Annotated in this window: 19 protein-coding genes; 11 read left to right on the top strand and 8 right to left on the bottom strand. The window is 65.5% G+C overall.

Annotated elements, in window-relative coordinates; genetic code table 11:
* Positions 1–328 precede the first annotated feature (328 nt).
* Positions 329–1,470 (bottom strand): IS3 family transposase gene (locus tag I0K15_RS19720; RefSeq protein WP_422393992.1). Its coding sequence is split into 2 segments (ribosomal slippage): positions 329–1,207 and positions 1,210–1,470, totalling 1,140 coding nucleotides; the frame shifts between segments, so codons are not numbered across the junction.
* A gap of 168 nt (positions 1,471–1,638) precedes the next feature.
* Between I0K15_RS19720 and I0K15_RS19710 the strand changes: the two genes are divergently transcribed.
* The 5 genes from I0K15_RS19710 (at position 1,639) to I0K15_RS19690 (ending at position 8,757) form a co-directional block, all read left to right on the top strand.
* Positions 1,639–2,571, top strand: coding sequence for a LysR family transcriptional regulator (locus I0K15_RS19710; RefSeq protein WP_196103178.1), 933 nt, complete (start codon positions 1,639–1,641; stop codon positions 2,569–2,571).
* Positions 2,572–2,661: 90 nt separating this feature from the next.
* On the top strand, positions 2,662–3,741 hold the full coding sequence (locus tag I0K15_RS19705) for a tartrate dehydrogenase (RefSeq protein WP_196103177.1): 1,080 nt from the start codon (positions 2,662–2,664) through the stop codon (positions 3,739–3,741).
* A 121-nt stretch (positions 3,742–3,862) separates the two neighbouring features.
* Positions 3,863–4,858, top strand: coding sequence for a TAXI family TRAP transporter solute-binding subunit (locus I0K15_RS19700; protein WP_196103176.1), 996 nt, complete (start codon positions 3,863–3,865; stop codon positions 4,856–4,858).
* A gap of 223 nt (positions 4,859–5,081) precedes the next feature.
* The gene (locus tag I0K15_RS19695; protein WP_196105538.1) at positions 5,082–7,280 is read left to right on the top strand and encodes a TRAP transporter permease; all 2,199 of its coding nucleotides are present in this window, start codon (positions 5,082–5,084) and stop codon (positions 7,278–7,280) included.
* 79 nt (positions 7,281–7,359) lie between these two features.
* Positions 7,360–8,757: an FAD-binding oxidoreductase gene (locus I0K15_RS19690; protein ID WP_196103175.1), complete on the top strand. Its 1,398-nt coding sequence runs from the start codon at positions 7,360–7,362 to the stop codon at positions 8,755–8,757.
* Between the two features lie 315 nt (positions 8,758–9,072).
* Here the strand turns inward: I0K15_RS19690 and I0K15_RS19685 are convergent, their stop codons facing one another.
* Positions 9,073–9,513, bottom strand: a complete 441-nt coding sequence (locus tag I0K15_RS19685) for an Rrf2 family transcriptional regulator (protein WP_196103174.1) — start codon at positions 9,511–9,513, stop codon at positions 9,073–9,075.
* A gap of 72 nt (positions 9,514–9,585) precedes the next feature.
* Between I0K15_RS19685 and I0K15_RS19680 the strand changes: the two genes are divergently transcribed.
* The gene (locus I0K15_RS19680) at positions 9,586–10,572 is read left to right on the top strand and encodes an NAD(P)/FAD-dependent oxidoreductase (RefSeq protein ID WP_196103173.1); all 987 of its coding nucleotides are present in this window, start codon (positions 9,586–9,588) and stop codon (positions 10,570–10,572) included.
* A 285-nt stretch (positions 10,573–10,857) separates the two neighbouring features.
* Here I0K15_RS19680 and I0K15_RS19675 read toward each other — a convergent pair whose 3' ends face one another.
* Positions 10,858–12,372 carry an ATP-binding cassette domain-containing protein gene (locus I0K15_RS19675; RefSeq protein ID WP_196103172.1) on the bottom strand — a complete coding sequence of 505 codons (1,515 nt, stop codon included), beginning with the start codon at positions 12,370–12,372 and terminating at the stop codon, positions 10,858–10,860.
* Between the two features lie 1,138 nt (positions 12,373–13,510).
* Here I0K15_RS19675 and I0K15_RS19670 point away from each other — a divergent pair.
* From I0K15_RS19670 to I0K15_RS19660, 3 genes are all read left to right on the top strand, one after another.
* Complete coding sequence (locus tag I0K15_RS19670) at positions 13,511–14,059, top strand: 3'-5' exonuclease (protein WP_196103171.1); 549 nt, start codon at positions 13,511–13,513, stop codon at positions 14,057–14,059.
* 147 nt (positions 14,060–14,206) lie between these two features.
* A complete protein-coding gene (locus I0K15_RS19665) occupies positions 14,207–14,620 on the top strand; it encodes a hypothetical protein (protein WP_196103170.1) in 414 nt (137 codons plus the stop codon).
* Positions 14,621–14,652: 32 nt separating this feature from the next.
* Positions 14,653–14,970: a hypothetical protein gene (locus tag I0K15_RS19660; protein ID WP_196103169.1), complete on the top strand. Its 318-nt coding sequence runs from the start codon at positions 14,653–14,655 to the stop codon at positions 14,968–14,970.
* A gap of 272 nt (positions 14,971–15,242) precedes the next feature.
* Here the strand turns inward: I0K15_RS19660 and I0K15_RS19655 are convergent, their stop codons facing one another.
* Positions 15,243–16,529 carry a lactonase family protein gene (locus I0K15_RS19655; RefSeq protein ID WP_196103168.1) on the bottom strand — a complete coding sequence of 429 codons (1,287 nt, stop codon included), beginning with the start codon at positions 16,527–16,529 and terminating at the stop codon, positions 15,243–15,245.
* A 111-nt stretch (positions 16,530–16,640) separates the two neighbouring features.
* Between I0K15_RS19655 and I0K15_RS19650 the strand changes: the two genes are divergently transcribed.
* Positions 16,641–17,555 (top strand): LysR family transcriptional regulator, encoded by a 915-nt coding sequence (locus I0K15_RS19650; RefSeq protein ID WP_196103167.1) that lies wholly within the window; start codon positions 16,641–16,643, stop codon positions 17,553–17,555.
* Positions 17,556–17,884: 329 nt separating this feature from the next.
* Here I0K15_RS19650 and trpD read toward each other — a convergent pair whose 3' ends face one another.
* Positions 17,885–18,910, bottom strand: coding sequence for an anthranilate phosphoribosyltransferase (gene trpD / locus I0K15_RS19645; RefSeq protein WP_196103166.1), 1,026 nt, complete (start codon positions 18,908–18,910; stop codon positions 17,885–17,887).
* A complete protein-coding gene (locus I0K15_RS19640; RefSeq protein WP_196103165.1) occupies positions 18,903–19,487 on the bottom strand; it encodes an anthranilate synthase component II in 585 nt (194 codons plus the stop codon). Before I0K15_RS19640 ends, trpD begins: the two co-directional genes overlap by 8 nt.
* Before the next feature lie 141 nt (positions 19,488–19,628).
* Here I0K15_RS19640 and I0K15_RS19635 point away from each other — a divergent pair, with 141 nt between their 5' ends.
* Positions 19,629–21,026, top strand: coding sequence for a divergent polysaccharide deacetylase family protein (locus I0K15_RS19635; RefSeq protein ID WP_196103164.1), 1,398 nt, complete (start codon positions 19,629–19,631; stop codon positions 21,024–21,026).
* A 120-nt stretch (positions 21,027–21,146) separates the two neighbouring features.
* Here I0K15_RS19635 and trpE read toward each other — a convergent pair whose 3' ends face one another.
* Together trpE and I0K15_RS19625 are read right to left on the bottom strand one after the other, a co-directional pair.
* Positions 21,147–22,643, bottom strand: coding sequence for an anthranilate synthase component I (trpE, locus tag I0K15_RS19630; protein WP_196103163.1), 1,497 nt, complete (start codon positions 22,641–22,643; stop codon positions 21,147–21,149).
* Complete coding sequence (locus tag I0K15_RS19625) at positions 22,643–24,490, bottom strand: peptidylprolyl isomerase (RefSeq protein WP_230374195.1); 1,848 nt, start codon at positions 24,488–24,490, stop codon at positions 22,643–22,645. Before I0K15_RS19625 ends, trpE begins: the two co-directional genes overlap by 1 nt.
* Between the last annotated feature and the right edge of the window lie 48 nt (positions 24,491–24,538).

Below are 24,538 nucleotides of genomic sequence, written 5' to 3'. Positions count from 1 at the left end.
TTTCCCATGGACACCATCGAGAATCTATTGAACTCTACATCATCAATAATAGAAAGTAGTAAATGTCATTTATTCTCTTATTTATATTAGCCATTGCAAAGTGGCCCAGCTTGGTTGACGTCGAAGCGTCAATTCAGTTCATGTATCATCTCTAATCAAATTTGTGCAATGAATCAACTACACCTTGAGCTAGCGCGCGATCATTGTGCTTATATTATAGAAGCGCTGTTGTGATGCGGTTTCTTTGAGCTTTATTTAATGACCTTACAATTTGTTCATCGCCTATTTGCGCTTTAAATCTCAGGTCGGTCTTGGATACTGATATTGTCTAGCCCCCTGTGTCTGGGTCACTGATCGGGGCTTTCTCTAATATTGTTTCAGGAACGGGTGGGCGCATGTTGAGTGCCTGATGCGGGCAGGTGTGATTGTACTGCCTGAGCCAGTGATTGATGACGATCTGAGCTTGCTTGGTCGTCGTGAACCACTCCGCATTGAGAACCTCTCGCCGTAATGTCCCATTGAAGCGCTCGTTGTATCCGTTCTCCCAGGGTGATCCTGGGTAGATGCGGATGGGCTTGATCCCAACACGCCGAAGCCAGCCCTGCATCGCCTCTGCTGCGAACTCGGGTCCGTTATCGGACCGGATATACTCCGGGGAACCGTGGCGCAGCAGGAGCGGATAGAGTGCTTCGAGAACTTCGTCGGCACCCATCTTGGTGCGGACCACAACAGCCAAGGCCTGCCGCGTGAACTCGTCGAGAACCGTCAGCATCTTGTAACTGCGCCCATTGCTGAGCTTGTCATGCACGAAGTCTATTGCCCAAACATGGTTCGGGTGCGTGGGCCGAAGCCGGATGATCGAGCTGCCCTTGTGGTAGAGCCGCTTGCGCTTTTTGTGCCGCTGCGGAAGCTGCAATCCTTCCTCACGCCAGAGCCGCTCGACCTTCTTGTGATTGACCCGCCAGCCTTCCATGTGAAGCAGCTCCGTGATCTTGCGGTAGCCATATCGCCCGTACTGCTTCGCCAACCGGATCAGAGCCAACCGTAGCGCATCATCGTCTCTCTGTGTTGGCTGATATTGCAGGGAGCTCCGCGCCAGGCCAATCACCCGGCAGGTCCGCCGCTCAGACGTGGCAAGCTTCTGGCGTGTGTGAAGGACGGCCTGACGAAGCTCCTCTGTGGTCAGGCCCTGGGCTTTAGGTGGTTCAGGCTTTCCTTGAGTATGAGCTTGTCCAGTTCGAGCTCGGCGACGATCTTCTTCAGTCGGGCGTTCTCTTTCTCCAAACTCTTCATCTCCGACAGCTGCGACCGGCCCATCCCGCCAAACCGTTTCCGCCAGTTGTAGTATGTCGCGTCGCTGATCCCGACGCCGCGGCATGCAGTGGCCACGTCATCGCCCGCCGTCAGCTTCAGCTCGATCTCACGCAGCAGCTTCAAGATGTCTTCGTCTGAATGTCGCTTCCTCGCCATGCCCAATCCCCCTCTCGCGGCCAATGTAATGGCCCAGTTCTAGGGGGGAAGGACAAACGTAATGGCACAGTTCTAAGGGGGGACGGACCTCCGAGGACAGTCGTTCTCGAACAACACAGGCTCGCTTATCCTAACGCCGAAGTTGCGATCTGTTATAGGGTAGAGAATATGGATCCGACGACCCTTCGTTCCTTCATCGCCGTCGCCGAACTTCTGCACTTCCGCCGGGCGGCGGAACGGCTGGGAGTCGGCCAAGCTGTCGTGTCCCGTCACGTCCAAGCTCTGGAGCATGAGGTCGGCACCCCGCTCCTGCTGAGAACAACTCGCAGCGTGAGTCTGACCGCCGCCGGGGCCACGATGTTGGAGGAGGCGCGCGCCGTCCTGGACCGCTCGGACGCCGCGCTTCGCGCGACGCGCCAAGCCGCCGCGGGTGGTCTACCGATACTGCGGCTGGGGGGCATCGATGGCGCCCTTAACCTGCTGCTCCCGCCGATCCTGAAGGGGCTTGCGAGGCACGATCCGGCGCAGCGCGTCGCCATAACGGAGATCGTCACTTCCGGTGACGGGGCCGCGGCGGTCGCGAACCATAGGCTCGACGCGGCGCTCGTGCGACCGCCCGCGCAGGCGATCGACGGTCTCGCCTGGATGGGCGTCTGGCGTGAGCCGGTGGTCGTGGCGTTGCCTGAGGATCACCCGGCTGCTCGCCGTTCGGATGTCGACCCCGATGCCCTGTGTGATACGCCGATGATCGCCTTCCCGCGCCACGCGCGCCCGATCCTCCACGAGGCGGTCCGTGCCATCCTGGAGGCGGCCTCCGACCCGCCGCGCATCGCCCTGGAGCTGTCCGAGAAACTCACCGTCCTGACACTGGTCTCCGACGGCGTTGGCTGCGCGCTCCTACCGGCGTGGGTCTCTCGTCTGCCCGTCGCGCGTGTGGTCTTCCGTCCGCTCTCTGCCGCCGCCGCTCCTCTTACCCTTGCTCTGTGCTGGCGCAATGGCGACCCGTCAGAGACTGTCGCCACCCTCCGCCGGATCGTGCGGGATGCGGTTCACGGTGGAGCGGTGCCGCCAGACGCGGTCGCGATTGATCCAAAAAATTGAACTCCGATCCGAGATTGATCTCCCGATCGGGACAATCGACGCTTTCGTCAATGCGCTTGGAAGCAGGCTTTGTCGGGGGCGAGATAGAAGATGAGTACCTATCGTATCGTATCGCTGCCAGGCGACGGTATTGGGACGGAAGTGATCACCGAGGGACGCCGTGCCGCGGATGCCGCCATAGCCGCTGTGGGCCGCAGCATCGACTGGGTCGAGTATGACTGGTCCTGCGAAACCTACCGCACCACCGGCCGCATGATGCCTGAGGATGGTATCGACCGTGTTCGCGATGCCAACGCGATCTATCTCGGGGCGGTCGGCTCTCCGGGCGTGCCGGATCACATCTCCCTATGGGGCATGCTCATCCCGTTACGGCGTGAGCTCGACCTTTACGCGAACGTACGTCCTGTCCGGCTGATGCCTGGTGTGCCCTCACCATTGGCGAACCGAAGCCCCGAGGAGGTTGATTTCGTCGTGGTACGCGAGAACGTGGAAGGCGAGTATTCCGCCATCGGCGGCCGCATGTACGATGGTACCGAGCACGAAGCCGCCTATCAGCAGGCCGTTTTCACCCGGCGCGGCTGCGACCGGATTATGGACTACGCCTTCGCGCTCGCCGCTGATCGGCGCGCAGCAGGTAAGGGCGGCAAGGTCACGAGCGCGACCAAGTCCAACGGCATCGTCCACACGATGCCCTTCTGGGACGAGAGGTTCGAGGCGGCGCGCGGCCGCCACCCGAACGCGGAGACCGACCAGTTCCATATCGACATTCTCTGCGCGCGCTTCGTCACGAACCCCGACTGGTTCGACGTGGTCGTAGGATCGAATCTCTTTGGCGACATCTTGTCCGACTTAGGACCGGCGGTGTCGGGCTCCATCGGCATCGCGCCCTCGGCCAACATCGATCCGACGGGGCGGAACCCGTCGATGTTCGAGCCGGTCCATGGCTCGGCGCCCGATATCGCGGGTAGGGGGGTCGCGAATCCGATCGCGGCCGTCTGGACCGCATCAATGATGCTTGACCATTTGGGTGAGGCCGAGGCCGCCGCGCTCATCGAGGGTGCGATGGAGACCGTCCTCGCGATGCCGGAGGGCCGTACGCGCGACTTGGGTGGTCGAGCCAGCACGCGGAGTTGTGGCGACGCCGTCGTGCGAGCCATCGAGGCAGCGTAGCCCGGAGCGAGAACGGAAGAAACGTCCGTCCCCAAGGGGGGCGCGACCCGAGCCGGTTCCTCGCGAAGCGAAGACGAAAGAAAGCCCACGACGGACGCGGGCTATAACAGGGAGGAATACCATGTCCAGATACATCACCACCGCCGCAGCAGCCACGCTTGCGCTGACCGGCTCCGCCTTCGCGCAGGCGGATCAGGACCGCAGCGACTGGCCGAGCAGCTTTACCGTTGGCACGGCAAGCCAGGGGGGCACGTACTTCGCCTACGGGTCCGGCTGGGCCAACCTCGTGGCGGAAGAGCTGGGCGTGACCGGCGGCGGCGAGGTCACGGGCGGACCGATGCAGAACATGGCGCTGGTTCACACCGGTGACACCCAGTTCGGCATGACGACGATGGGACCGGCCGCCGAGTCGATCGCTGGCACCAACCCGATCGCGCCCGGGCTCCAGATGACCAATGCCTGCGCGATGTTCCCGATGTACCAGACTCCGTTCGGCGCGGTTGCGATCGCCTCGTCCGGGATTGAATCCTTCTCGGATATCCCCGACGGCGCGCGCATCGCGTTCGGCCCTGCCGGCGGCACCGGTGATACTTACATGCCGCTGATGCTCGAAGCGCTTGGGAAAACATTCGAGCGGCGCAATGGCGGTTACAGTGACATTGCGGGACAGCTCCAAGACGGACTGATCGACGTGATCGCCTATGCCGCTGGCGTACCGACCCCCTTCGTCACTCAGCTAGAGGTTCAGACCAACGTGAACATCATCGAGTTCACGGAGGAAGAGCAGGCGCAGATCGTCGACGCATTCCCCGTGGCGCCGTTCACCATCTCGGCCGACACTTACGAGTCGCTAGATGCTGATGCTCGCTCGGTCTCGATGTGGAATTTCGCGATCGCCAATTGCGATCTGCCCGCATCGTTCGTGAATGCGGTGGTCGACGTGGTCATGTCGGATAATGCGCGCATGGTGAACGTCCATCGTGCGGCCGGTTCCACCCTTCCAGAGCATTGGGACAAGAATGCCAGTGTCCTTCCCTGGCATCCAGGTGCTGCCCAGTGGTTCATTGACAATGCGGGCGCCGACATCCCCGCCGATCAGATCCACGGCGGCTCGTGATCCGAGGGCCCGTCCCGGTTTCTACGGGGCGGGCCACGCTCCTCGGACAGGGTGAAGCCGCTGGCGCGGCAGCACGGTCACCGCGCCTCGAGCGGGACCAGGCAAAAGGGAAGTCAGCGACATGACCGATGAGAGCAGCGAACATGCGTCGCGTCGCCTCGATGACTCTACCGATGATCTGACGGACGGTCCGGTGGAGACGCTGTTCGACGGGCGGAGCGAAATGGAGACCGATGGCCCCGTGATCGCGGAGGGCGTCGACGACGAACCGGTCGAACGCAATCGCCGCGTCTTCACCGGCCCGACCTACCTGGTCATCGCCGTGATGTCCGCGGTCTACGCGCTGTTTCACATGGCGGCGCTGAACGGCTGGTCGATCCGGGAGTGGACAGGCGTGACCGTCCCGCTCCTGCCTGTCTTCCCGCTGGAGACCTGGAACTTCCGCATCGTCCACATCGCGGGCGCGGTGCTGTTGGGCTTCATCCTCTACGCGCCCCGCGAGTTTCCCGACGACGACCGCGGCGGGCGCCATCCGCTCGACCTTTTGGCCTGGGCGGGGATGCTGCCCGCGCTCTTCGCCTGCTGGACGGCGCTGGGCTTCGCCGCGCAGATCCGCGACGGGGTGATGTGGAACGGGGTCGATACCGGGATCCGAAGCGCGGAGATCTGGCAATACGGTGTGCCGCTGATCGCGGCCACCGCGCTGGGCATCGTGATCGGCTGGCTGCGTCCCCGGGTTCGCGGGGCCATTGCACCTGCGGACCTGCTGCTGGGCGTCTGCGGGATCGGCGTCGCGATCTACCTCATCACGATCTACGGCACGCTGATGCGCAGCTCCACCGGGACGCCCTTCGCGCCGATCGGCATTAGCCTCGCCGCCGTGGCGGGCACCGCGCTGATCATGGAGCTCACGCGCCGCGTCGCGGGCCTCGCGCTGATCGTGATCGCCGCCGTCTTCCTGATCTACGTCTTCGTCGGGCACCTGCTGCCGGGCTTCCTGAACGCGCCAGCCATCGCGTGGGAGCGGTTCTTCAGCCAGGTCTACACCGATGCCGGGATCCTCGGTCCGACGACAGCCGTGTCGTCCACCTACATCATCCTCTTCATCATCTTCGCGGCGTTCCTGCAGGCCTCCAAGGTCGGGGACTACTTCGTCAACTTCGCCTTCGCCGTCGCGGGCCGGGCGCGTGGCGGCCCGGCCAAGGTCGCGATCTTCGCCTCCGGTCTCATGGGCATGATCAACGGGACGAGCGCGGGCAACGTGGTTGCCACCGGCTCGCTCACCATCCCGCTCATGAAGAAAGTCGGCTACCGCCCCACCACCTCCGGCGCGGTCGAGGCGGCGGCGTCCACCGGCGGGCAGATCATGCCGCCTATCATGGGCGCGGGCGCCTTCATCATGGCGGAGATCACGGGCATTCCCTACACCGAGATCGCGATCGCTGCGATCATCCCCGCGATCCTCTACTTCGTCTCGATCTACTTCATGGTGGACTTCGAGGCGGCCAAGCTCGGCATGCGCGGGATGCGCGACGACGAGCTGCCGAAGTTCCGCGACATGGCGCGGCGCGTCTTCCTGTTCCTGCCGATCCTGATCCTGATCGTGGCGCTGTTCCTCGGCTACTCCGTGATCCGGGCGGGCACGCTCGCCACGATGGCCGCGGCGGTGGTGAGCTGGCTCACGCCCTACCGCATGGGGCCGCGCTCGATCTCCAAGGCGTTCGAGATCGCGGGCTACATGTCGATCCAGATCATCGCGGTCTGTGCCTGTGCGGGCATCATCGTCGGCGTGATCTCCCTGACCGGGGTCGGCGCGCGCTTCTCCTCCATGCTCCTCAACATCGCGGAGGCGAACCAGCTCGTCGCGCTCTTCTTCGCCATGTGCATCGCGATCCTGCTCGGCATGGGGATGCCCACGACGGCCGCCTATGCGGTGGCGGCGTCGGTGGTGGCACCGGGCCTCGTCCAGCTCGGCATCCCGATGCTGACGGCGCATTTCTTCGTCTTCTACTTCGCCGTGGTCTCGGCCATCACGCCGCCCGTGGCGCTGGCGAGTTATGCGGCGGCGGGCATATCCGGATCGAACCCGATGGCCACGTCGGTCGCGTCCTTCAAGATCGGCATCTCGGCCTTCATCGTGCCGTTCATGTTCTTCTACAACTCCGCGATCCTGATGGACGGAAGCTGGTTCGAGGTCATCCGGGCGGGCACGACGGCGGTGATCGGCGTGTTCCTCCTCTCCTCCGGCGTGCAGGGCTGGTGGGTCGGGGATCGGGCGAACGCGCTCTTCCGGGTGGGCCTGATCGTCGTGGCGCTCTTCATGATCGAGGGCGGGCTTATCTCCGACCTCATCGGCATCGGCGGCGCCGTCGGCCTCTTCCTGCTGGCACGGATGGTGCGCGGAACGGCGCAGGCCTCTTGAGGCGGCCAGGCACCTTCGCGCCCCTTGGCAGTAGCAAGCCCGCACCCACCCAAAAGAAATCTGGAGCGTAGAGAAAAGAATGGACACCTCCATCTTCCCTGCAGGGACCGTCGTGACGGATGCCGACCTTCTCGCACCGCGGCTTAAGGACTTCCGCAATAAATACGAAGGAGCGGCGCAGGCTCTCCTGCTGCCGCGGAGCACGGAGGAGGTCGCTGCTATCGTTCGCGCCGCCGCCCGCACGGGTGTCCCTGTCGTTCCGCAAGGCGGCAATACAAGCTATTGCGGCGGCGCTACGCCTGACGCATCGGGGGATGCGATTTTGATCGGCTTCGACCGCATGGTCTCCATCCGCGAGGTAGATGCCGCGAACCGGTCCATAACGGTCGAGGCTGGTGTGATCCTTCAGACAGCGCAGGAAGCTGCGGCATCTCACGGCCTTCTCTTACCACTCTCACTGGGGGCGCAGGGAAGCTGCCGCATTGGCGGCAACATTGGCACCAATGCTGGCGGACTCAACGTCCTACGCTACGGGATGACAAGACAGCTCGTTTTGGGTCTGGAGGTAGTGCTGGCCGACGGCCAGATCGTCGACACGCTCTCACCTTTGCGCAAGGACAATTCTGGCCTGCGGATCGAGGACCTGTTCATCGGCACCGAGGGAACGCTCGGAGTCGTGACAGCTGTGTCCCTCTCGCTGTCGCCCATGCCGGTTCGCGGGGCGACGGTGATGCTCGCCCTTCGCGATCTCGCGGATGCGCCTGACCTGCTGGGCCGCATGCGTGCCGTCACGGGCGACGGTGTCTCGGCTTTTGAATATGTTTCGCGCGCGTCGCTGGATCTTGTCGCAGCCCTGTGGGGGCGGCCGTCACACCCGCTGACCGAGGCATTTGACCATGCGATCCTGATGGAGGTGGCGACGTCCGCGCCGAGCTTCGAAATCGAGCTTGCCGTCGAAGAGCTGCTCGTGGAACTGATGGAAACGGGCATCGTGACGAACGGGGTGATCGCGGCCAGCGAGGCTCAGCGCGCCGAGCTCTGGCGCGCACGCGAAACGATCCCCGAGGCCGAGGTCCATTGCGGAGGATCACTCAAGCACGATCTCGCGGTCCGCGTCTCCGCCGTACCTCAGCTCGTCGCATCGGTCGTGGAGCTGATCGAAGCGGCGAACCTGCCAATACTGCCTTCCATCTACGGCCATATCGGCGACGGCAACGTGCACCTCAACCTTGTTGGTCGTCCCAATGCCCCGGCTGACATTCTCGATCGCGCGGAGACGGAGGTGTCGCCGCAGATCTACGACCTGACCCGAGCCATGGGCGGCACGTACACAGCGGAGTACGGAATCGGCCAAGCAAAGCTCGACCTCAACCTAACCTATGGTAATCCCGGAAAGCGGTATATCTCGCGGATCGTTAAGCGGGGCCTGGACCCCAATGACATGCTGAACCCCGGAAAACTCATTGATCAGGAGTAGGCAAGCTCGAAAGCTCTTTACATATGTTCCATTTGCCAGAAGCTGTTCGAAAGCGCAAAAGTTACGCGATTATACGTGAAAGAAACGGATCTTCACAGAAGCACAGTAGACGTCTGCTTCATTCGTTTCTCGACATGGATTCCTCCTAGAACCCGCTCAACTAAAACAATCGATTTCGCCACTGCCAAAAACGCCCCATTTTTTGGCAACAGAGGCGCTCAAAAACGGCCCTTCATAGACATGCTGATCTGCGGATGAGGCGGCCGTTCAACTTTGGATGTCGAACCCGGTTCTATGAAACTAGCTGTGATGCTGTCAGCTCATTCTCCCTCCACTGCACACCCGTAGTCCTCGGCTGAGATCGCCTATGGTGACCTGCTCCAGACGCGCGATCAGAGCCTTCTCCGCGTCCTGCAGCGCAAGGTCGACAACGCCATGCAGCGCGGCTTCGATCTGGCAGTCGGCTGGATTGTCCGGACCGTCGCCATCCCGTGGCAACAGAGTTGAGCCCAGGGCGCAGTAGACGTCAGCAACTGTGATCGTGTCCGCGCTTCGGCTCAGCGTCCACCCGCCTGTACGTCCCGTTTCGGATGTTATCAGGCCTGCCTGACGCAACAATCCCAGGACCCGTCGCACGACCACTGCGTTCGTCGCGTTCTGCACGGCCAACTCTTCGGACGTGAAGCGCCGATCCGGTTCCAGGCCGAGATGGCCGAGCGCGTGGAGCGCGAGTGACAGCTTACTGTTTCGTTTCACCGCAACAATTATAGTTGCACTTTTGGCTCGAAAAAGTAACAATCACGGTTGCGATTTTTGGGAGGCAGGATCATGAGCAAAACCCAAGCCGCTCCATGCGGTCGGCGCCTCGATGACGTGGATGTCGCGATCGTCGGCGGCAGCTTCGCTGGCCTCTCCGCCGCGTATCCGCTGGTCCGCTCACGGCGCAAAACGCTGCTCATTCATGATGGAAGCCCCCGAAACCGCTTCTCGCCCGAAAGCCACAACTGGCTTGCCCTTGACGGCGCCACGCCTGAAGCCGTGCACGGCAAGGGGATCGAAGAACTCTCTCGCTATCAGTGTTTCTCGGAGCTTCAAGATCGCGTCGTCACGGCGCAGCGATCCAAAGCTGACCGACATCTCGAGCTGTCCATCATCGAGCTGACAACGGCCTCAGGTACCACAGTTCGGGCCAAACGCCTGGTCCTGGCCACAGGTATGCGCGATACGTTTCCGTTCGGCATCGACGGTCTTGAAGACTGTTGGGGCAGGTCGGTGCTGCAATGTCCCTATTGCCATGGATACGAGCACCGGGATGTCCCAACCGGCATCCTCCATGGAGGTCCGGCCTCCGTACACCAGGCCAGGAACCTGCCGGACTACGCGACCGATCTGATTTACTTCACGAACGATGCAGAGCTTGAGGACGCCGACCAGTCCGACCTTGAAAGCAGGGGATATCGCATCGAGGCGGGGAAGGTGTCTCACGTTGCCCATCGGGATGGGCTTATGGAAGCCGTTGTCCTCGCAAATGGTGACGCGATTGCGCGCGACGCCCTCTATGTGCTGCCCCGAGCCGCCTTCGCCTCCGATCTTCACAAGCAACTCGGATGTGGCGAAACCGAAGGTACGTTCGGCCCCTATGTCACGGTGGATGACCTGCAAGAGACGACGGAGCGTGGTGTGTTCGCAGCCGGAGACATGACCCGACCCGCCTTCAACGCAGTCTGGGCAGGTGCAGACGGAAATCGGGCCGGCATCTTTGCGCACCAGTCCCTTGTGTCCGTCCATAACCCCTATCGCGGAGCAAAACTCTAGCCAGCAAAAGTTAGCGCTTATACATCACAAAGCCTGGTGACTTTGGCTCACAGCGAACGCTCCTGAGGTTCCCTGCCTGACGCTCCAGACATATGCCTGCGTGACGACCGCAATCTGTTTCAGGAAGGTCGATGCCGACCGTGTCACTCTATGACATCCGACTGGAACGGCCTCAAACGCGACGCGAAGCTGCATTCCAAAGAGCGTCGCGATCGCCGGATAAATCGCATTGATCCACGCGAATGCCGCACGGATGCTCCGACGCGCTAAGGCACATCGTAAGGGTCAGTCCGCCATCATCTTGTCAAAGAACGCGTCCGGTCCGTCCAGCTCGCGCAGCCTCTGACCTTCGATCTGCCAGAAACGCGTTCCGACCGCGCGGACAAAAGCGCGGTCGTGGCTTACGATCAGAGCGGCGGCATCGCCGCGGGCGAGCTCACCTTCCAGCGCCTCCTGCCCCTCGATATCGAGGTGGTTCGTCGGCTCGTCGAGCAGATACAGCGTGGGCCGCGCAAGCCGCAGCAGTAGTAAGGCGAGCCGCGCGCGCTGTCCGCCCGACAGGCGGTCTACAGGTCCACACTGCTTCTCTACTGCGATGCCTGCCCCTGCCAGCAGAGCGCGGGCACGGGCGTCGTCCATGGCCGCATGGCGCGTGACGGCGTCTTGAGGCGACGTGAAGGCGTCAAGCTGACCCAGGTCCTGGCGAGATAGGCCAACTGTCGCGCTCGGCGCGATGCGCAGACCGCGGCTGGGCGTGACGATGGCCTCCTCCAGTGCCGCGAGCAGGCGCGACTTGCCGGTGCCGTTTTTGCCGAGCAGGGCCACCCGGTCCCCGGGCGCGATCCAGAGCCGTCCCGTCTCGAACAGGGCGGTGCCGTCGGGTGCCGCTACCGTGGCGTCGTCCAGCGTGACGAGCGCCTTGGCGTGCGATCCCTTCCCGTCGAGCCGGATTGCCCCGGCCGATCGCTCGCGATGTGCGGGCCGCGCCGTCGCCTCGATCCGCGCAGCACGCTCCTTGAGCTGGCGCGTCTTGACCACCAGCAGGTCAGAGCCGGAGTTGATACCGATGTTCTGCAGCTTCGCCGCCTGCCGCCTCAGTTGGCCGGCCTTCGCAAGATCCGTCTCGTGTCGGCGCGCCGTAGCCGCATCGGCTTCATCCAGCGCAGCGCGGGCAGCGACGTATGGCAGGTCGTAGCCAGCCGAGGCTTCGGGCCGCAGGAACAAGGTGCGGCTCGTGACGGCATCCAGGAAGGCGCGGTCGTGGCTTGCGATGACGCAGGCCACGCCGCGCGCGGGGCCTGCGAGCCAGCGCTGCAGATGGCCAATGCGGCCGAGGTCGAGATGGTTCGTCGGCTCGTCCATCAACAGCAGGTCCGGCTCGGAGACCCAGGCACGGGCGAGGAGTGCCGTGCGTTGCCATCCGCCCGAGAGCGAGTGCAGCAGGCGGTCGTTCAGCACGAGTGGCGCGCCGAGTTCGTCGAGTGCGACGTCGACTCGCCATCCTTCGGTTTCGCGCACATCCGGGGATAGTGCGTCCAGGACGGCATCGCGGAGGGTCAGCGGTAGCAGCAGCTCGGGGACGTGCTGCGGGACGAGCCCAATCACGAGGCCCCGAGCGGCCGTGACCTCGCCTTGGTCCGGCTCGGCCATGCCGGCAAGCAGCTGCAGGAGTGTGGACTTGCCGCGTCCGTTGGCTGCGACGAGGCCGATGCGGTCGCCGCGCTCGACGATAAGGTCGAGGTTTCGGAACAGGGAGGCAGAACGGATCGCGCCCAGTGCGCGAGTCTGGAGGAGGATCATGGGTCACGGCTTTCGGCTGAGCGGGCGCAACCCGAAGGCTGGTCAGGAAAGGGCCGATCGTCGTGACGGGGCGGGTGCCGGGCGTCTCTGTCCGATCAGCCCTGCGAACGGGTTCGCAGGGCCCGAACGGGACCTCGGGTGCGATCGTGGAAGCGCTTCGGCATCATTCGACCCTCCCTGGTTAGCGTTTCGGACCACGCCATGGTAGCGTGGCGGAGACCGGTCCGGCAACCTGTCTCGAACGGTGCCTCAGCTTACATTCCCCACTGTAGCGATGTGCGCCATAAGCGCCTCGGAATGCAAACTGTTCCTGTGAATACAGGCTGGAACGGTTCAGTATTTATGACCTTCAGAACCAGACCTTTGTACGGACTATAGCGAACGCCAGCTTCATCCGCTTCGGAGCTCTGAGCCTGCCCAGGTTTCGACGTCGCAACGAACAGCGGCTTCGACGGGCCGCACCGTGGCATCGTTAGGCGTCGGCGAACGGCAGCTGTGGGTCGAAGTTGAACTGGTTCTGGAGCATGCGTGGAGAGCAGGGAGCTGGGATGAGGGTGTGCTGCGCGGGTGTGTTTACTCATTAAGCAGCGCGCGCAGTCGTCGCCCCGGGGGCGTCTTTGTGCACGCGCTGCGCGTTCGTCGGGGTGCTGCCCCGAACCCCGCCCGCCGGGGGCGCCTGCGCGGCGAGCGGTCCGACGCGGACGGCGGTCCTGCGCGGACGGCGGCGGGCGTCGTTCGCCACTCCCCGCGCGGCCGGGCATGGGGCCGTTGAGCCCCTGCCTGATCCGGCCGCTTCCCCTGGCGTCTCCCGACGGGCCGGGGCGTCGTTCCGCACTCCCCCGGACCCCCTGCTCCCGGGAGCGTCGTTCTGCACTCCTCCCGAACCCGCCTGCGCGCCGGCTCGGCCGGGTCGAGAGGGGTGTCCCCTCTCGACGCTCTCCCCGATAATGCGGACCGGGATCGGATGACGGGCGAGAACGTGCGGCATGCGATCCGACATGCGCGCTTTGGGCGACGCGCATGTCGGATCGCTCGGGCAATGTGAGGCCTGAGGGCCGGGATGCGGTGTGGCCGAAGCGCCGTCGGCGTTTCCGATCTCGTCGCCCAACCGCTACTGCTCTTCGAAGGACCCTCTCCCATGCCCCTGTTCATCGACTTCGAGGCCTCGAGCCTCTCCGTCCGCTCGTGGCCGATCGAGATCGGTTTCGCCTGGATCGGCCGCAATGGGTCCGTTGCCTCGACAGGATGGCTGATCCAGCCGGATCCGTCCTGGGACGAGGCCGACTGGTCGCCCGCCAGTGCCGCGGTCCATGGCATCCCGCGCCCCGCACTCGAGGCCGCGGTGCCGGCTGCGGAGGTCGCAGCCTGGGCGCGGGAGGTAATCGGCGACGCCGTGCTGCTATCCGATGCGCCCACGTTCGACCAGCGGTGGCTTGACCGGCTGCTCGCGGCGGGCGGGATCGGTGAGGGGCCGAAGATCCACGATCTCGATGCGGCGGCCGCAGACGCCTTTTCGGCCCGCAGTCTCGATGACGAAGGCCCGATCCTCGCCCTCTACAAGGCTCTCGACCGTGCGCCGCATCCGCATCGCGCCGAAGCCGATGCCCGCGGGCTCGCCGAGGCCTGGGCGGCGGCCGAGACGGTGAAGCGTCGGCAGGCGGAGAACGGGTCCCGGCGCCCGGACTGAGCGCGACGGATCTTCCGGGAGGCTTGGGCAAGGGGCGGACGGCCTCCGCTGCGATGCGCACTCGGGGTGACGCGCATCGCAGCGGAGCCGATCCGGCAAAGAAGTGAAGCGCGTCACATCCCGCAACACGTTCTGAAGGACCAACTCATGCTGCACAGCACTCCGATCCCCGATCCGAAGATGACGGCGGACTGGCGCGATCATCTCGAACCCGGGGACGTCGTCTCATTCCGCTTCCCGCTCGCCGAAGAAGATGACGTCGGCCGTCCGAAGGCGAGGCCCTGTCTCGTGCTCGATGTCGAGCGGAGCGGTGACGACCGCCGCGTCGTTCTGGCTTACGGCACCACGTCGAGGCGCAAGACCAATATTGGCTACGAGACCCATGTCCGCACCCGCGGCGATCGTCTCGCGGCGGGGCTCGACCGGTCGACGCGCTTTGTCGGCAAGCGGCGGTTGAGCGTATCGCTGCAGAATGGCGGCTTCGCGATCTGCGGGACCGCTTCGACGCAGCTGTCGCGGCTGAGCTCAAGCGCCTGCGCGACGGCGACCTCACCTAACTGAAAGGGACCCGACAAGAGACCCATGCTCACCTCGTGCCCATCTTCCAGGCCATCGCGGAGGGCGCGCCCTACGACGTCTTCCGCGCCCGCGTCGAGGCCATCAAGGCCGATCTCACCGATCTCGACCGCCGCATCGCCACCGCCGAGGCCCTCTTCGACGCCGCCCTCAACCGGATGGAAACCCTCCTCGGCAACCCCGACCTCGTCGCCGAAGCCCACGACCACCTCACCCGCCTCATAGGCCGCATCACCCTCACACCCGACGACACCGCCCCTAACGGCATGCAGGTCACAATCCATCCCACACAGAACGGCCTCCTCGCAGGTGTCGAGATGGATGGCAAGAAGTGAACTCCGAACGCAGCCGACTGAAGAAGCATCACCACCTGAGCGATCCGATGCTGGGAGATTGCCGTGCTCCGATCGATCCAAACTTCGATAACCGAAGTACCACAAGGCCAACGTCGCCTAAGCGGGACAAAGGGGAAATTCGCTGCACTCACTCTAAGGTCAGCTTCTTCTGGCGCGTCACTAGGCCACTGCTGCAAGACACTCAGAGAACGCAATACGGAAGCGGTGCCTGTTAGTAGGACACCGCTTCCCTCGAGGCGGATCGGATGCGCCTACTCGACCACCTCGACCCCATGGACACCCCGGGGCGCGGGCATCCGTGTGTTGGTGCGGGTCACGCCGTCCGCCTCGACTGTCCACAGCTCCACCGCGCCCCGCATCACCGGATCAGTCGCATCGAAGTATTCGTTGACGCCGACATAGAGGGCGGTGCCCGAGGGGTCGAAGGCGAGGCCCTGCGGCAGGTGCGCCTCGAACATCTCCTCCTCGATGAGGCCGAGTGCGCCCGTCTCACTGTCCAGCGCGTAGAGCGAGACCGAGGCCATCGGGTCGAAGCGCGGATCATCCTGGGTGAGGCCGGTGTTGCGCAACGACAGGATCGCCACGCGGTCGCCGTCCGGGCTGATCGCGAGGGTCTCTCCCTGATATCCGCCCTGTGCGATGGACTGGATCACGTGGCGCGGCTCGGTATCGGTGGGATCGGCCACCCGGATCGACGTCACGGTGCCGGCGCTGCTGCCATAGAACCGCTCGACGTCCGGACCCCACATCAACTCCGAGGTCACGTAGTGCCGCCCATCCGGCGTGAACGCGCCCACGAAGGGGAACTTGTTGGTCGAGACGAGATTGCCCCACGGCTCGATCCCCGTCGGCGTTCCGTCTTCTGCCCTGTCGATGCGGTAGAAGGCGATCTGATTGCGGATCGTGAGGTTCACCGCAACGATGTCCTCGGTGGGGTGGAACTGGACGCTATGCGCCGGATCGAATGGCAGGTCGGGGCGGGCGACGAGGCCCAGGTCGAACGTTACCGCCTCGCCCAGCCCGTTGGCGCTGAGCGGGACGAGCGTCAGACCGTTGTCGGTCCCGAACCCCACCACTGCGACGAGGTCGCCCTCCGCGTTCAGTCGCGCGGCTTGCGGGTTCACCGGCACTTGGGTTTCGTTTACCAGCGCGGGCGCCGCCGGGTCGGAGAGGTCGTAGAGGCGCAGCGTCTCACCCGGTCGCCCCGACAGCTCCGTCAGCGTTGTGTCCTCCGGCCCGCGCGGGCGCAGCGTCTCAGCCACGATGGCGCGGGTTCCGTCGGGCGACACGTCCAGCACCATGGGCGGGCCTGCGACCGAGTTCGACACCTCGAGCGTTGCTAGCGCCGTCTCGGGCGCGTCCATGGCGAAGATCGACAAGGTGTCCACGGCATCCAGAGGCGCGCCGAGTTGGTCGTCCTCGTAGGCGGTGCCGGCCATGTCGACGTCGGACAGGGCGACCACGTAGCGCGCGGTCGGCTCGGCGAGGGCCGCTGTCGGGACGAGGGCCGCGACGGCGAAGGATAGGATGGGGCGCATCTGGGGGTCTCCTTGAGCGAGCATTCATCGATGAGAGGGATATGGCCGGCCCTTTGGCGTCTCGCCAAGTCGGTCTGAACATTCTATCATTCCAATCTGGAATGATATGACATGAATCTCGCAGCCTTCGATCTGAACCTGCTGACCGCCTTCGACGCGCTGATGGCCGAGCGGCATGTCGGCCGGGCGGCTGCGCGCATCGGTATCGGACAGCCTGCCATGAGCAAGCGACTGGCCACGCTTCGCCTTCTGCTACGCGACGATCTCTTCACCCGGACCCGCACCGGCGTGCGCCCGACCGCGCGCGCGATTGAGCTGGCCGAGCCGGTGCGCGCCTCCCTCGCGACCCTTGAGGCCGCGCTCGGTGGCCACCGGGCGTTCCGCCCCGAGCGGGCCGAGAGGACATTCCGCGTGTCGATGACCGACCATATCGCCGCCGTCCTCCTACCACCGTTGATGGCCGAGCTGGGCCGCGTCGCACCGCACGTCACCCTGTCCGTTCGCTTCGTGAACCGCCTGGATGTCGCAGATGCGCTAACCGACGGCGATCTGGACCTCGCCATGACGATCCTGCCCGACGCTCCACCTCCGATCCGCAAGGCGGATCTCTTCGAGGAAAGCTTCGTCTGTCTCGTCGCCGCGGACCATCCCGGGATCCGGTTGCCCGAGGGGGAGACGATCCCGCTCGACCTCTACCTGGGATATCCCCACGTCCTCGTAACGATGGCGGGGGACACGTGGGGCTTCGTGGACCGTCTGCTGGCCGATATGGGACACAAGCGGCATCTTGGGCTTGCCCTGCCTTACAATCTCGTCGTGCCGGAGGTCGTGGCGGGCACCAACATGATCGTCACGCTGGCGGAACGGGTCGCGGACCGCTTCGCCGACGCCGACGTCCAGCGCCTCGCTGCACCCGTGCCGTGGGATCCCTATACAGAGACGATGCTCTGGCACCGCCGCAACGACGGCGACCCGGGCCTTGCATGGCTGCGCCGGGTAATCGCGGAGGTCTGCATCACCGTCTGAACCGGCGGCGCACTTGGGTGTACCCTGACGTAACGGTCAGGCGAAGCACTTTCGACTAGCGAATATGTCGGTCGCGGCTTGTGAAAACGACACCTGGGGTAGGTTTAAGGCCACGTGAAACGTGACGCGATAGTCGCGGCATGAACCTCTAAACCGCCATTCGCGCCCGACGCAGCATCGATCAAAGAGGGAACCCAGCGGATGTTCGCGCTATGATCTAAGCCAAACTCGAAGCCATTATCGAAAAAGCCTTTGGCTCAGCCAAATAGTCGTGAATGCCCATCCATCCGGTGAACAACGGTGGGGTCCGGGGCAGCGCCCCGGCGCCGTCAGTCACGCGCTGCCGCCTGCGTGACGCGAGCCAGCGCCTCGACCTTGGCCTTCGCGGCACCGCTGTCGATGCTCTCGCGTGCCATCTCGACGCCCGCCTTCAGATCGTCCACGCGGTCCGCCACGACGAGTGCGGCGGCTGCATTGAGCAGCACGGCATCGCGATAGGCGCCCTCGGTCCCGTCGAGCAGCGCGCGGAAGGCGGCGCCGTTTTCCTCCGGACTTCCGCCGAGGATCGCTTCGAACGGATGGACGGGGAGGCCCGCCTGCTCCGGATGCAGCTCTCGGTCGACCACCGCGCCGTTTTCCAGCGCCGCGACCCAGCTTACCCCCGCGATCGACAGCTCATCCGTGCCGTCAGACCCGTGAACCAGCCAGGCTTTCTCCGCCCCCAGCACCTGCAAAGTCTCGGCCATCGGCCGGATCAGGTCGCGGGAAAACGCGCCGGTGAGCTGCCGACTCACCCCCGCGGGGTTGGTGAGCGGGCCGAGGATGTTGAAGATCGTGCGCGTGCCCAATTCCTGACGCGCGGGCATCACATGGCGGATCGCGGGGTGGTGCATCGGCGCCATCATGAAGGCGATGCCGACCTCTGCAAGCGCCTGCTCCACGACCTCCGGCCCCACCATCACCTCGATCCCCATCTGGCCGAGCGCGTCTGCCGCCCCCGACTTCGACGAGAGATTGCGGTTCCCGTGCTTCGCGACCGGCACCCCACAGCCCGCCACGACGAAGGCCGTGGCGGTGGAGATGTTGAGCGTGCCCTTGCCGTCGCCCCCGGTGCCCACGATGTCCATCGCGCCCTCGGGTGCGCGCACCGCTGCGCATTTCGCCCGCATGACGGAGGCTGCGGCCGCGTATTCGTCCACCACCTCGCCACGGGTGCGCAGCGCCATCAGGAAGCCGCCGATCTGGTGCGGGGTGGCCGCCCCCTCCATCAGCACGTCGAACGCCTCCTCTGCCTCGGCGCGCGTCAGCGGGCGTTCGCAGGCCGCCGCGATCAGCGGCTTCAGGCGGTCAGACATGGGCAGGCTCGGCGAGATCGAGGAAGGTTTTCAGCATCTTGTGCCCGTGTTCGGAGGCGATGGATTCAGGGTGGAACTGCACCCCGTGGATCGGCAGCTCCTTGTGGCTCAGCCCCATCACGGTGCCGTCGGCCACGTCCGCCGTGATCTCGAGGCAGTCCGGAATGCTCTCCCGCGCCACGGTCAGGGAGTGGTAGCGCGTCGCGTCGAACGGGCTCGGGAGCCCCGCGAAGAGGCCGCCGCCCGCATGCCGGATCGCATCGACCTTGCCGTGCATGATCGCATCGGCCCGCGTGACGGTTCCGCCGAAATGCTGCCCGATCGCCTGATGGCCGAGGCAGACCCCCATCAGCGGCGTCCGCGTCTCCGCCGCCGCGGCCACGAGCGCGAGGCAGATGCCCGCCTGATCCGGGTCGCAGGGACCGGGTGAGAGCAGGATCGCCGAGGGCCGCAGCGCCATCGCGGCCGGCACGTCGATCGCGTCGTTTCGCTCAACGCGAACCTCAGCGCCCAATTCGCCCACATAATGGACAAGATTGTACGTGAAGCTGTCGTAGTTATCGATCAGCAACAGCATGCTGGCATGCCCTTCCGCAGGCTCGAATTGAGCGTTTCAGGGGTGTCACATTGCAATGTGGCGGGTATACATGGTCGGAAGTACGGGACGGGGTCAAGAGAACATCCGCCCGTGCGGGGACAGTCCTGAGGGGGCAACGATATGGCTATGGCGTCTGGGGGCGGTAGCTTTCTGAGTGGTTTTTTCGGCGGCCTCGTGGTCAGCGCCGCGGCCTTTGTCGGCCTGACCATCGCGATCCCGCCGCAAGTCGTGGAACCGGCCGCTCCGGTCGAGGTGGCGATCGAACAGGCGCCACCGCCGGACACGCCGCAATTTCCCGAGGTGATCTCCGGCGAGGCGACGCCGAGTTCGCAATCCGCACCCGATCAGCCGTCGGCGAGCGGTGTGCCGACCGAACCGGCGCCGACGCCGGCCGTCGATCCGCCGATTTCCCAGCGGGAGATCGCGCTGGCGCCGATCCCGCTGCCCGAATCCGAGATCACGGCCGAGAGTGGCGCGCCGCGCCCGTCGAGCTCCTCGACCGGCGGCGTGACGATCCCGTCGACTTCCAGCGCGCTCGATGCGCCGGAGACGGCGGTCGTGAACCTGTCTGCCTCCTCCGCATCGCCGTCCCGCCCGCGGGCCGGGACCGGGGCGCCGGGACGCTCGCTCGGCCTCGACACGCCGACGACGGGCGCGCCGAACAGCCTGCCGCGCGCCTCCGCCACCGGTTCGCTGTCGCGGCCGCCGGTCGCTTCGATCCAGCCGGAGGCGGGTGCTACCTCCAGCGATCCGACCCCGCAGGCGCCCGAGGCTGCCGCCCCGCCGCCCAGCCTACCGGACGCCGATCCGGTGACCGAGGCCGTGGCGCAGGAGCGCTCGCCCCTGCGGCTCAACGCGGCCCGCTTCAACGATCCGGGCGGGCGGGCGCTGCTTTCCGTCGTTCTGGTCGATCTCGGCGAGGACCAGTTCCCGATCTCGACCCTCGACAACCTGAGCCTGCCGGTTACGATCGCGATCCCCGCGGACCTGCCCAACGCCGCACAGCGCGCCGCGGCGTTCCGCTCGGCCGGTGTAGAGGTGCTCGCGATGATCCCGGAGGGCACGCTGGGCGATCTCAACACGCTCGACACCACGAGCCAGCGCGAGCGCCTGGCCGAGATCCTCGCCGCCGTCCCGCAGGCGGTCGGGCTCATCGACCGCACCGGCGGCGTGGTGAGCTCCTCCACTGCGACGGCACAAGCGGTTGTCGATTATGTCGAGCTCTCCGGCCACGCGCTGCTGGTTCAGCCGAGCATCGGCCTGACGCAGCCCGATCGTCTGGCGGAGGCGGCGAACGTGCCCGCCGCCACGATCTCCCGCGTGCTGGATGCGAGCGAAGGGGTGCCCGCGATGCAGAACGCGCTGCAGCGGGTCGCGGTCGATGCGCGCAGCACCGGCAGCTCGGTCGTGATGGGCAACAGCGATGCCGCGACGATCACCACGCTGCTGACCTGGGCCATCACGTCGGGGAATCGCGAGATCGCGCTCGCGCCGGTCAGCGCAGTGGTTACCCAGTAAGGAACGGCGCGCCCGGCTGCGGGCGTCCCATTCGAGTATTTCGGCGAAGTCGAAAGCGGGGTGTCGTGCGCCCCGGCCTTCGACTTCGTTCAAATACTCAAGAAAGACCGGCCGCAGGCGTCAGCGGTTGCCCCGGCGCGCCTGCCCGACAGCCTCGCGCGCGGCAGCCATCAGGGCGCCGGCCTTGTTGACCGTTTCCTGGTATTCGGCGGCCGGGTCGCTGTCATAGACCACACCGCCGCCGGCCTGCACATAGAGTGTCTCATCCTTCAGCACCGCCGTGCGCAGCGCGATGCAGATGTCCATCTCGCCCGCGGCCGAGAAGTAGCCGACGCCGCCGCCATAGACGCCGCGCTTCTCCTTCTCCAGCTCGTCGATGATCTCCATCGCGCGGACTTTCGGCGCGCCGGAGACGGTGCCCGCAGGCAGACCGGCGAGGAGGGCGGAGAGGGCGTCGTGATCCGCCGAGAGCTCCCCTTCGACATTCGAGACGATGTGCATGACGTGGGAGTAGCGCTCGATGATGAACTGTTCGGTGGGTGTGACTGTCCCGATCTTCGCGACCCGGCCCACATCGTTGCGACCGAGGTCGAGCAGCATCAGATGCTCCGCCCGTTCCTTTGGGTCGGCGAGCAGATCGGCCTCCAGCGTCACGTCCTCGTCCGTCGTGCGGCCCCGCGGCCGGGTCCCCGCGATGGGGCGTATGGTGACCTTCCGGTCGCGGACCTGCACCAGGATTTCGGGGCTCGCGCCGATCACCTGGAAGCCGCCGAAGTTAAAGAAGAACATGTAGGGCGACGGGTTCGTCCGTCTGAGCGCGCGGTAGAGGGCGAAGGGCGGCTGGGCGAAGGGCAGGGACCAGCGCTGCGACGGCACAACCTGGAAGATGTCGCCCGCGCGGATGTAGTCCTTCGCCTTCTCCACGATCGCGTCGTATTCGGTGCGGCTGGTGTTGGAGACGGGCTCCGGCATCTCTGCCTCCGCGCCGATGTCGCGGGTCTCGCCCACCGGGGCGCGGTCGAGATCGGCGACGGCGTCCATCACGCGCTCGGCGGCTTGGTCATAGGTGCCGTCGCCCGCCCAGACCGGGGAGCAGACGATGACCTCGCCCTTCACCGCGTCGAGGATCGCGACCACAGTCGGGCGGATCATCAGCGCGTCGGGCAGGCCCAGCGGGTCGGGGTTCACGTCCGGCAGGTGCTCGACGTGACGGACCATGTCGTAGCCCAGATAGCCGAAGAGCCCGGCGGCCATCGGCGGCAGGTCCGCGGGCAGGTCGATCCGGCTTTCCTCCAGCAGCGCGCGCAGCGACGTCAGCGGATCGCGGTCGTCGATCTCGAACGCGTCCGCGTCATAGCGGGCATGGCGGTTGATCGCGGCCTCCTCGCCCCGGCAGCGCCAGATCAGGTCGGGCTTCATCCCGATGGCGGAGTAGCGGCCGCGGTTCTCGCCGCCCGTGACCGATTCCAGCATGAAGCTGTCGGTGCGCGCCCCCGCGAGCTTCAACATCACGCTCACCGGCGTGTCGAGATCGGCGACGAGCCGCGTCCAGACGATCGCGTTGCGGCCCGCCGCGAGCTCGGCCGCGACGGCCTCCTTTTCGGGATGGAGACGCATCAGCGCAGGCTCTGCACGATCTGGTCGAGCACCGTCTGGTTGATGCGTACGCCGCGCTCGTCCGCGATGGAGTTCGCGAAATAGGCGGCGACGTCCTGCTCCACATCGATGGAGGTCTGGGTGGTGAAGATCTCGCGCAGCGTCGCGGCTTCCTCACCTTCCAGATCGAACGGGGTGATGTCGGTAAGGACGACGAGTGCGGCTCCCGCCTCCGTCTCGACCACCAGCGGGGTACCGGGCTCCGCCTCGAAGAGTTGCGGCAGGAGGTCGGGGGGCAGCAGGCCGAGCTCACCGTCGCGGGTGATCTCGCTGTCCTCCTGCACGATCAGGCCGTCGCGCTCGGCAATGGCGGTCAGCGTGCGGCCTTCCTCCAGCTCCGCGCGCAGCATTTCGGCCTGCTCCATCGTGGCGGCGAGCGCCTCGGCGTCGCGCCAGTCGGCGAGCACGTCGGCGCGGATCTCGGCCAGTGGCGGCAGCTCGGGCGGGATGATCTCGTCGACGCGCACGGCATAGAAGTTCAGCTCGCCCACCTCGATCTGGTCGCGATCCTCGCCGAGGTCGGAGGCGAAGGCCTCGGCCACGACTTCGGGCGGCACATCGCCCGCCTCGCCACGCGCCACGCGGGCGGTGCCGAGGGTATAGGCGGTCTCGTCGGCGAGTTCCTGCGGAGTGGCGCCGCCGGCGATCAGCTCCTCGGCGCGGATGTTCTCGTCGATGGCAAGGTCGCCCGCTTCCTGCAAAGCGACCTCGCGGGCGAGGTCGTCGCGCGCGTCCTCGAAGCTCACCTCGCTCGCGGGCAGGATTGCGTTGATGGCATAGAGCACGGGGCCGAGATCGGTCGCGATGGGGCCGACGATGCCCGTCTCGTCCGTCGCGAAGACGGGCTCGCGCGCCGCACGGTCGAGATCGCGTTCGGCCACGAGGCCGAGGCTGATATCGCCGGAGGTCAGGCCCCGCTCGGCGGCGAGCTCGACGAGGTTGGTCTCGCCCGCTTCGATCGCCGTGCGGGCCGCCTCGGCCGCGGCCTCGTCCGGGAAGGACAGCCGCTCGACGATGCGGCGGGCCGGCTGGCGGAAGCGGTCGATCTCGGCCTCGTAGATCTCGCGCAGCTCCTCGTCGCTCACCTCGATGGTCTCGGCCAGCTCCTCGGGGATCAGCCGGGCGAAGGTGATCTGGCGGTATTCCGGGGTGCGGTAGCGCGGCTCGTTCTCCTCCAGGAAGGTCTGGAGCGTCTCGTCGCCGGGATCCTCCACCGCCTCTGGGTCGGAGGCGATCAGCGCCCAGGCGATCGAGCGCTCCTCACCTAGGAAGGTCATCAGCGTATTCGCCGCGACCGGGGGCAGGGTGGCGCCGGCGGCGACCACGTTCTGAAGGGTCGCCACGGTCTCGGACTGACGGACCAGCGTCTCGTAGCGCGCAGGGTTCAGGCCGCGTTGCTGGAGGAAATAGCGGTAGGTCGCCGCATCGAACTCACCGGCCGCATTGGCGAGACCGGGGGTCGATAGCACCGCCTCCTGCACTGCCTCGTCCGGGGTCGAGAGGCCCACGCGCGCCGCCTCGTCGCGATAGGCGGCACTGCGCAACAGCTCCGCCACCACCGCATCGTCGATGCCCTGGTTCTGCGCTGTCGCCGCATCGATACGGATCCCGAACTGGCGTTGCAGCGCGTTGATCCGGTTCTCGAAGGCCACGCGGAACTCCGTCACCGTCACGTCGGTCTTGCCCACGCGCGCCACGCTTTGCGAGCTGCCGCCGGTCAGGATGTCGGTAAACCCGAAGGCGCCGAGGCCGATGATGAGAAGCCCGATGATGACCCAGCCGAAGAAGCTGCGTTTGGAGGATCGCATGGCGGAGAGCATCGACGGCAGACCCCTGTCTTGCTTGGTTTCAAGGAG

The sequence above is a fragment of the Pontivivens ytuae genome (assembly GCF_015679265.1).
GTDB lineage: Bacteria > Pseudomonadota > Alphaproteobacteria > Rhodobacterales > Rhodobacteraceae > Pontivivens > Pontivivens ytuae.
Note: the sequence above shows the minus strand (reverse complement) of the source record. Positions and strands in the feature narration are given on the sequence as shown.

What these genes read in the sequence shown, in the direction of transcription:
- I0K15_RS19710 (WP_196103178.1), top strand. Translation starts at nt 1,639, where the DNA reads ATGGATCCGACGACCCTTCGTTCCTTCATCGCCGTCGCCGAACTTCTG.
- I0K15_RS19705 (WP_196103177.1), top strand. Translation starts at nt 2,662, where the DNA reads ATGAGTACCTATCGTATCGTATCGCTGCCAGGCGACGGTATTGGGACG.
- I0K15_RS19700 (WP_196103176.1), top strand. Translation starts at nt 3,863, where the DNA reads ATGTCCAGATACATCACCACCGCCGCAGCAGCCACGCTTGCGCTGACC.
- I0K15_RS19695 (WP_196105538.1), top strand. Translation starts at nt 5,082, where the DNA reads ATGGAGACCGATGGCCCCGTGATCGCGGAGGGCGTCGACGACGAACCG.
- I0K15_RS19690 (WP_196103175.1), top strand. Translation starts at nt 7,360, where the DNA reads ATGGACACCTCCATCTTCCCTGCAGGGACCGTCGTGACGGATGCCGAC.
- I0K15_RS19680 (WP_196103173.1), top strand. Translation starts at nt 9,586, where the DNA reads ATGAGCAAAACCCAAGCCGCTCCATGCGGTCGGCGCCTCGATGACGTG.
- I0K15_RS19675 (WP_196103172.1), bottom strand. Translation starts at nt 12,372, where the DNA reads ATGATCCTCCTCCAGACTCGCGCACTGGGCGCGATCCGTTCTGCCTCC.
- I0K15_RS19670 (WP_196103171.1), top strand. Translation starts at nt 13,511, where the DNA reads ATGCCCCTGTTCATCGACTTCGAGGCCTCGAGCCTCTCCGTCCGCTCG.
- I0K15_RS19665 (WP_196103170.1), top strand. Translation starts at nt 14,207, where the DNA reads ATGCTGCACAGCACTCCGATCCCCGATCCGAAGATGACGGCGGACTGG.
- I0K15_RS19655 (WP_196103168.1), bottom strand. Translation starts at nt 16,529, where the DNA reads ATGCGCCCCATCCTATCCTTCGCCGTCGCGGCCCTCGTCCCGACAGCG.
- I0K15_RS19650 (WP_196103167.1), top strand. Translation starts at nt 16,641, where the DNA reads ATGAATCTCGCAGCCTTCGATCTGAACCTGCTGACCGCCTTCGACGCG.
- trpD (WP_196103166.1), bottom strand. Translation starts at nt 18,910, where the DNA reads ATGTCTGACCGCCTGAAGCCGCTGATCGCGGCGGCCTGCGAACGCCCG.
- I0K15_RS19640 (WP_196103165.1), bottom strand. Translation starts at nt 19,487, where the DNA reads ATGCTGTTGCTGATCGATAACTACGACAGCTTCACGTACAATCTTGTC.
- I0K15_RS19635 (WP_196103164.1), top strand. Translation starts at nt 19,629, where the DNA reads ATGGCTATGGCGTCTGGGGGCGGTAGCTTTCTGAGTGGTTTTTTCGGC.
- trpE (WP_196103163.1), bottom strand. Translation starts at nt 22,643, where the DNA reads ATGCGTCTCCATCCCGAAAAGGAGGCCGTCGCGGCCGAGCTCGCGGCG.
- I0K15_RS19625 (WP_230374195.1), bottom strand. Translation starts at nt 24,490, where the DNA reads ATGCGATCCTCCAAACGCAGCTTCTTCGGCTGGGTCATCATCGGGCTT.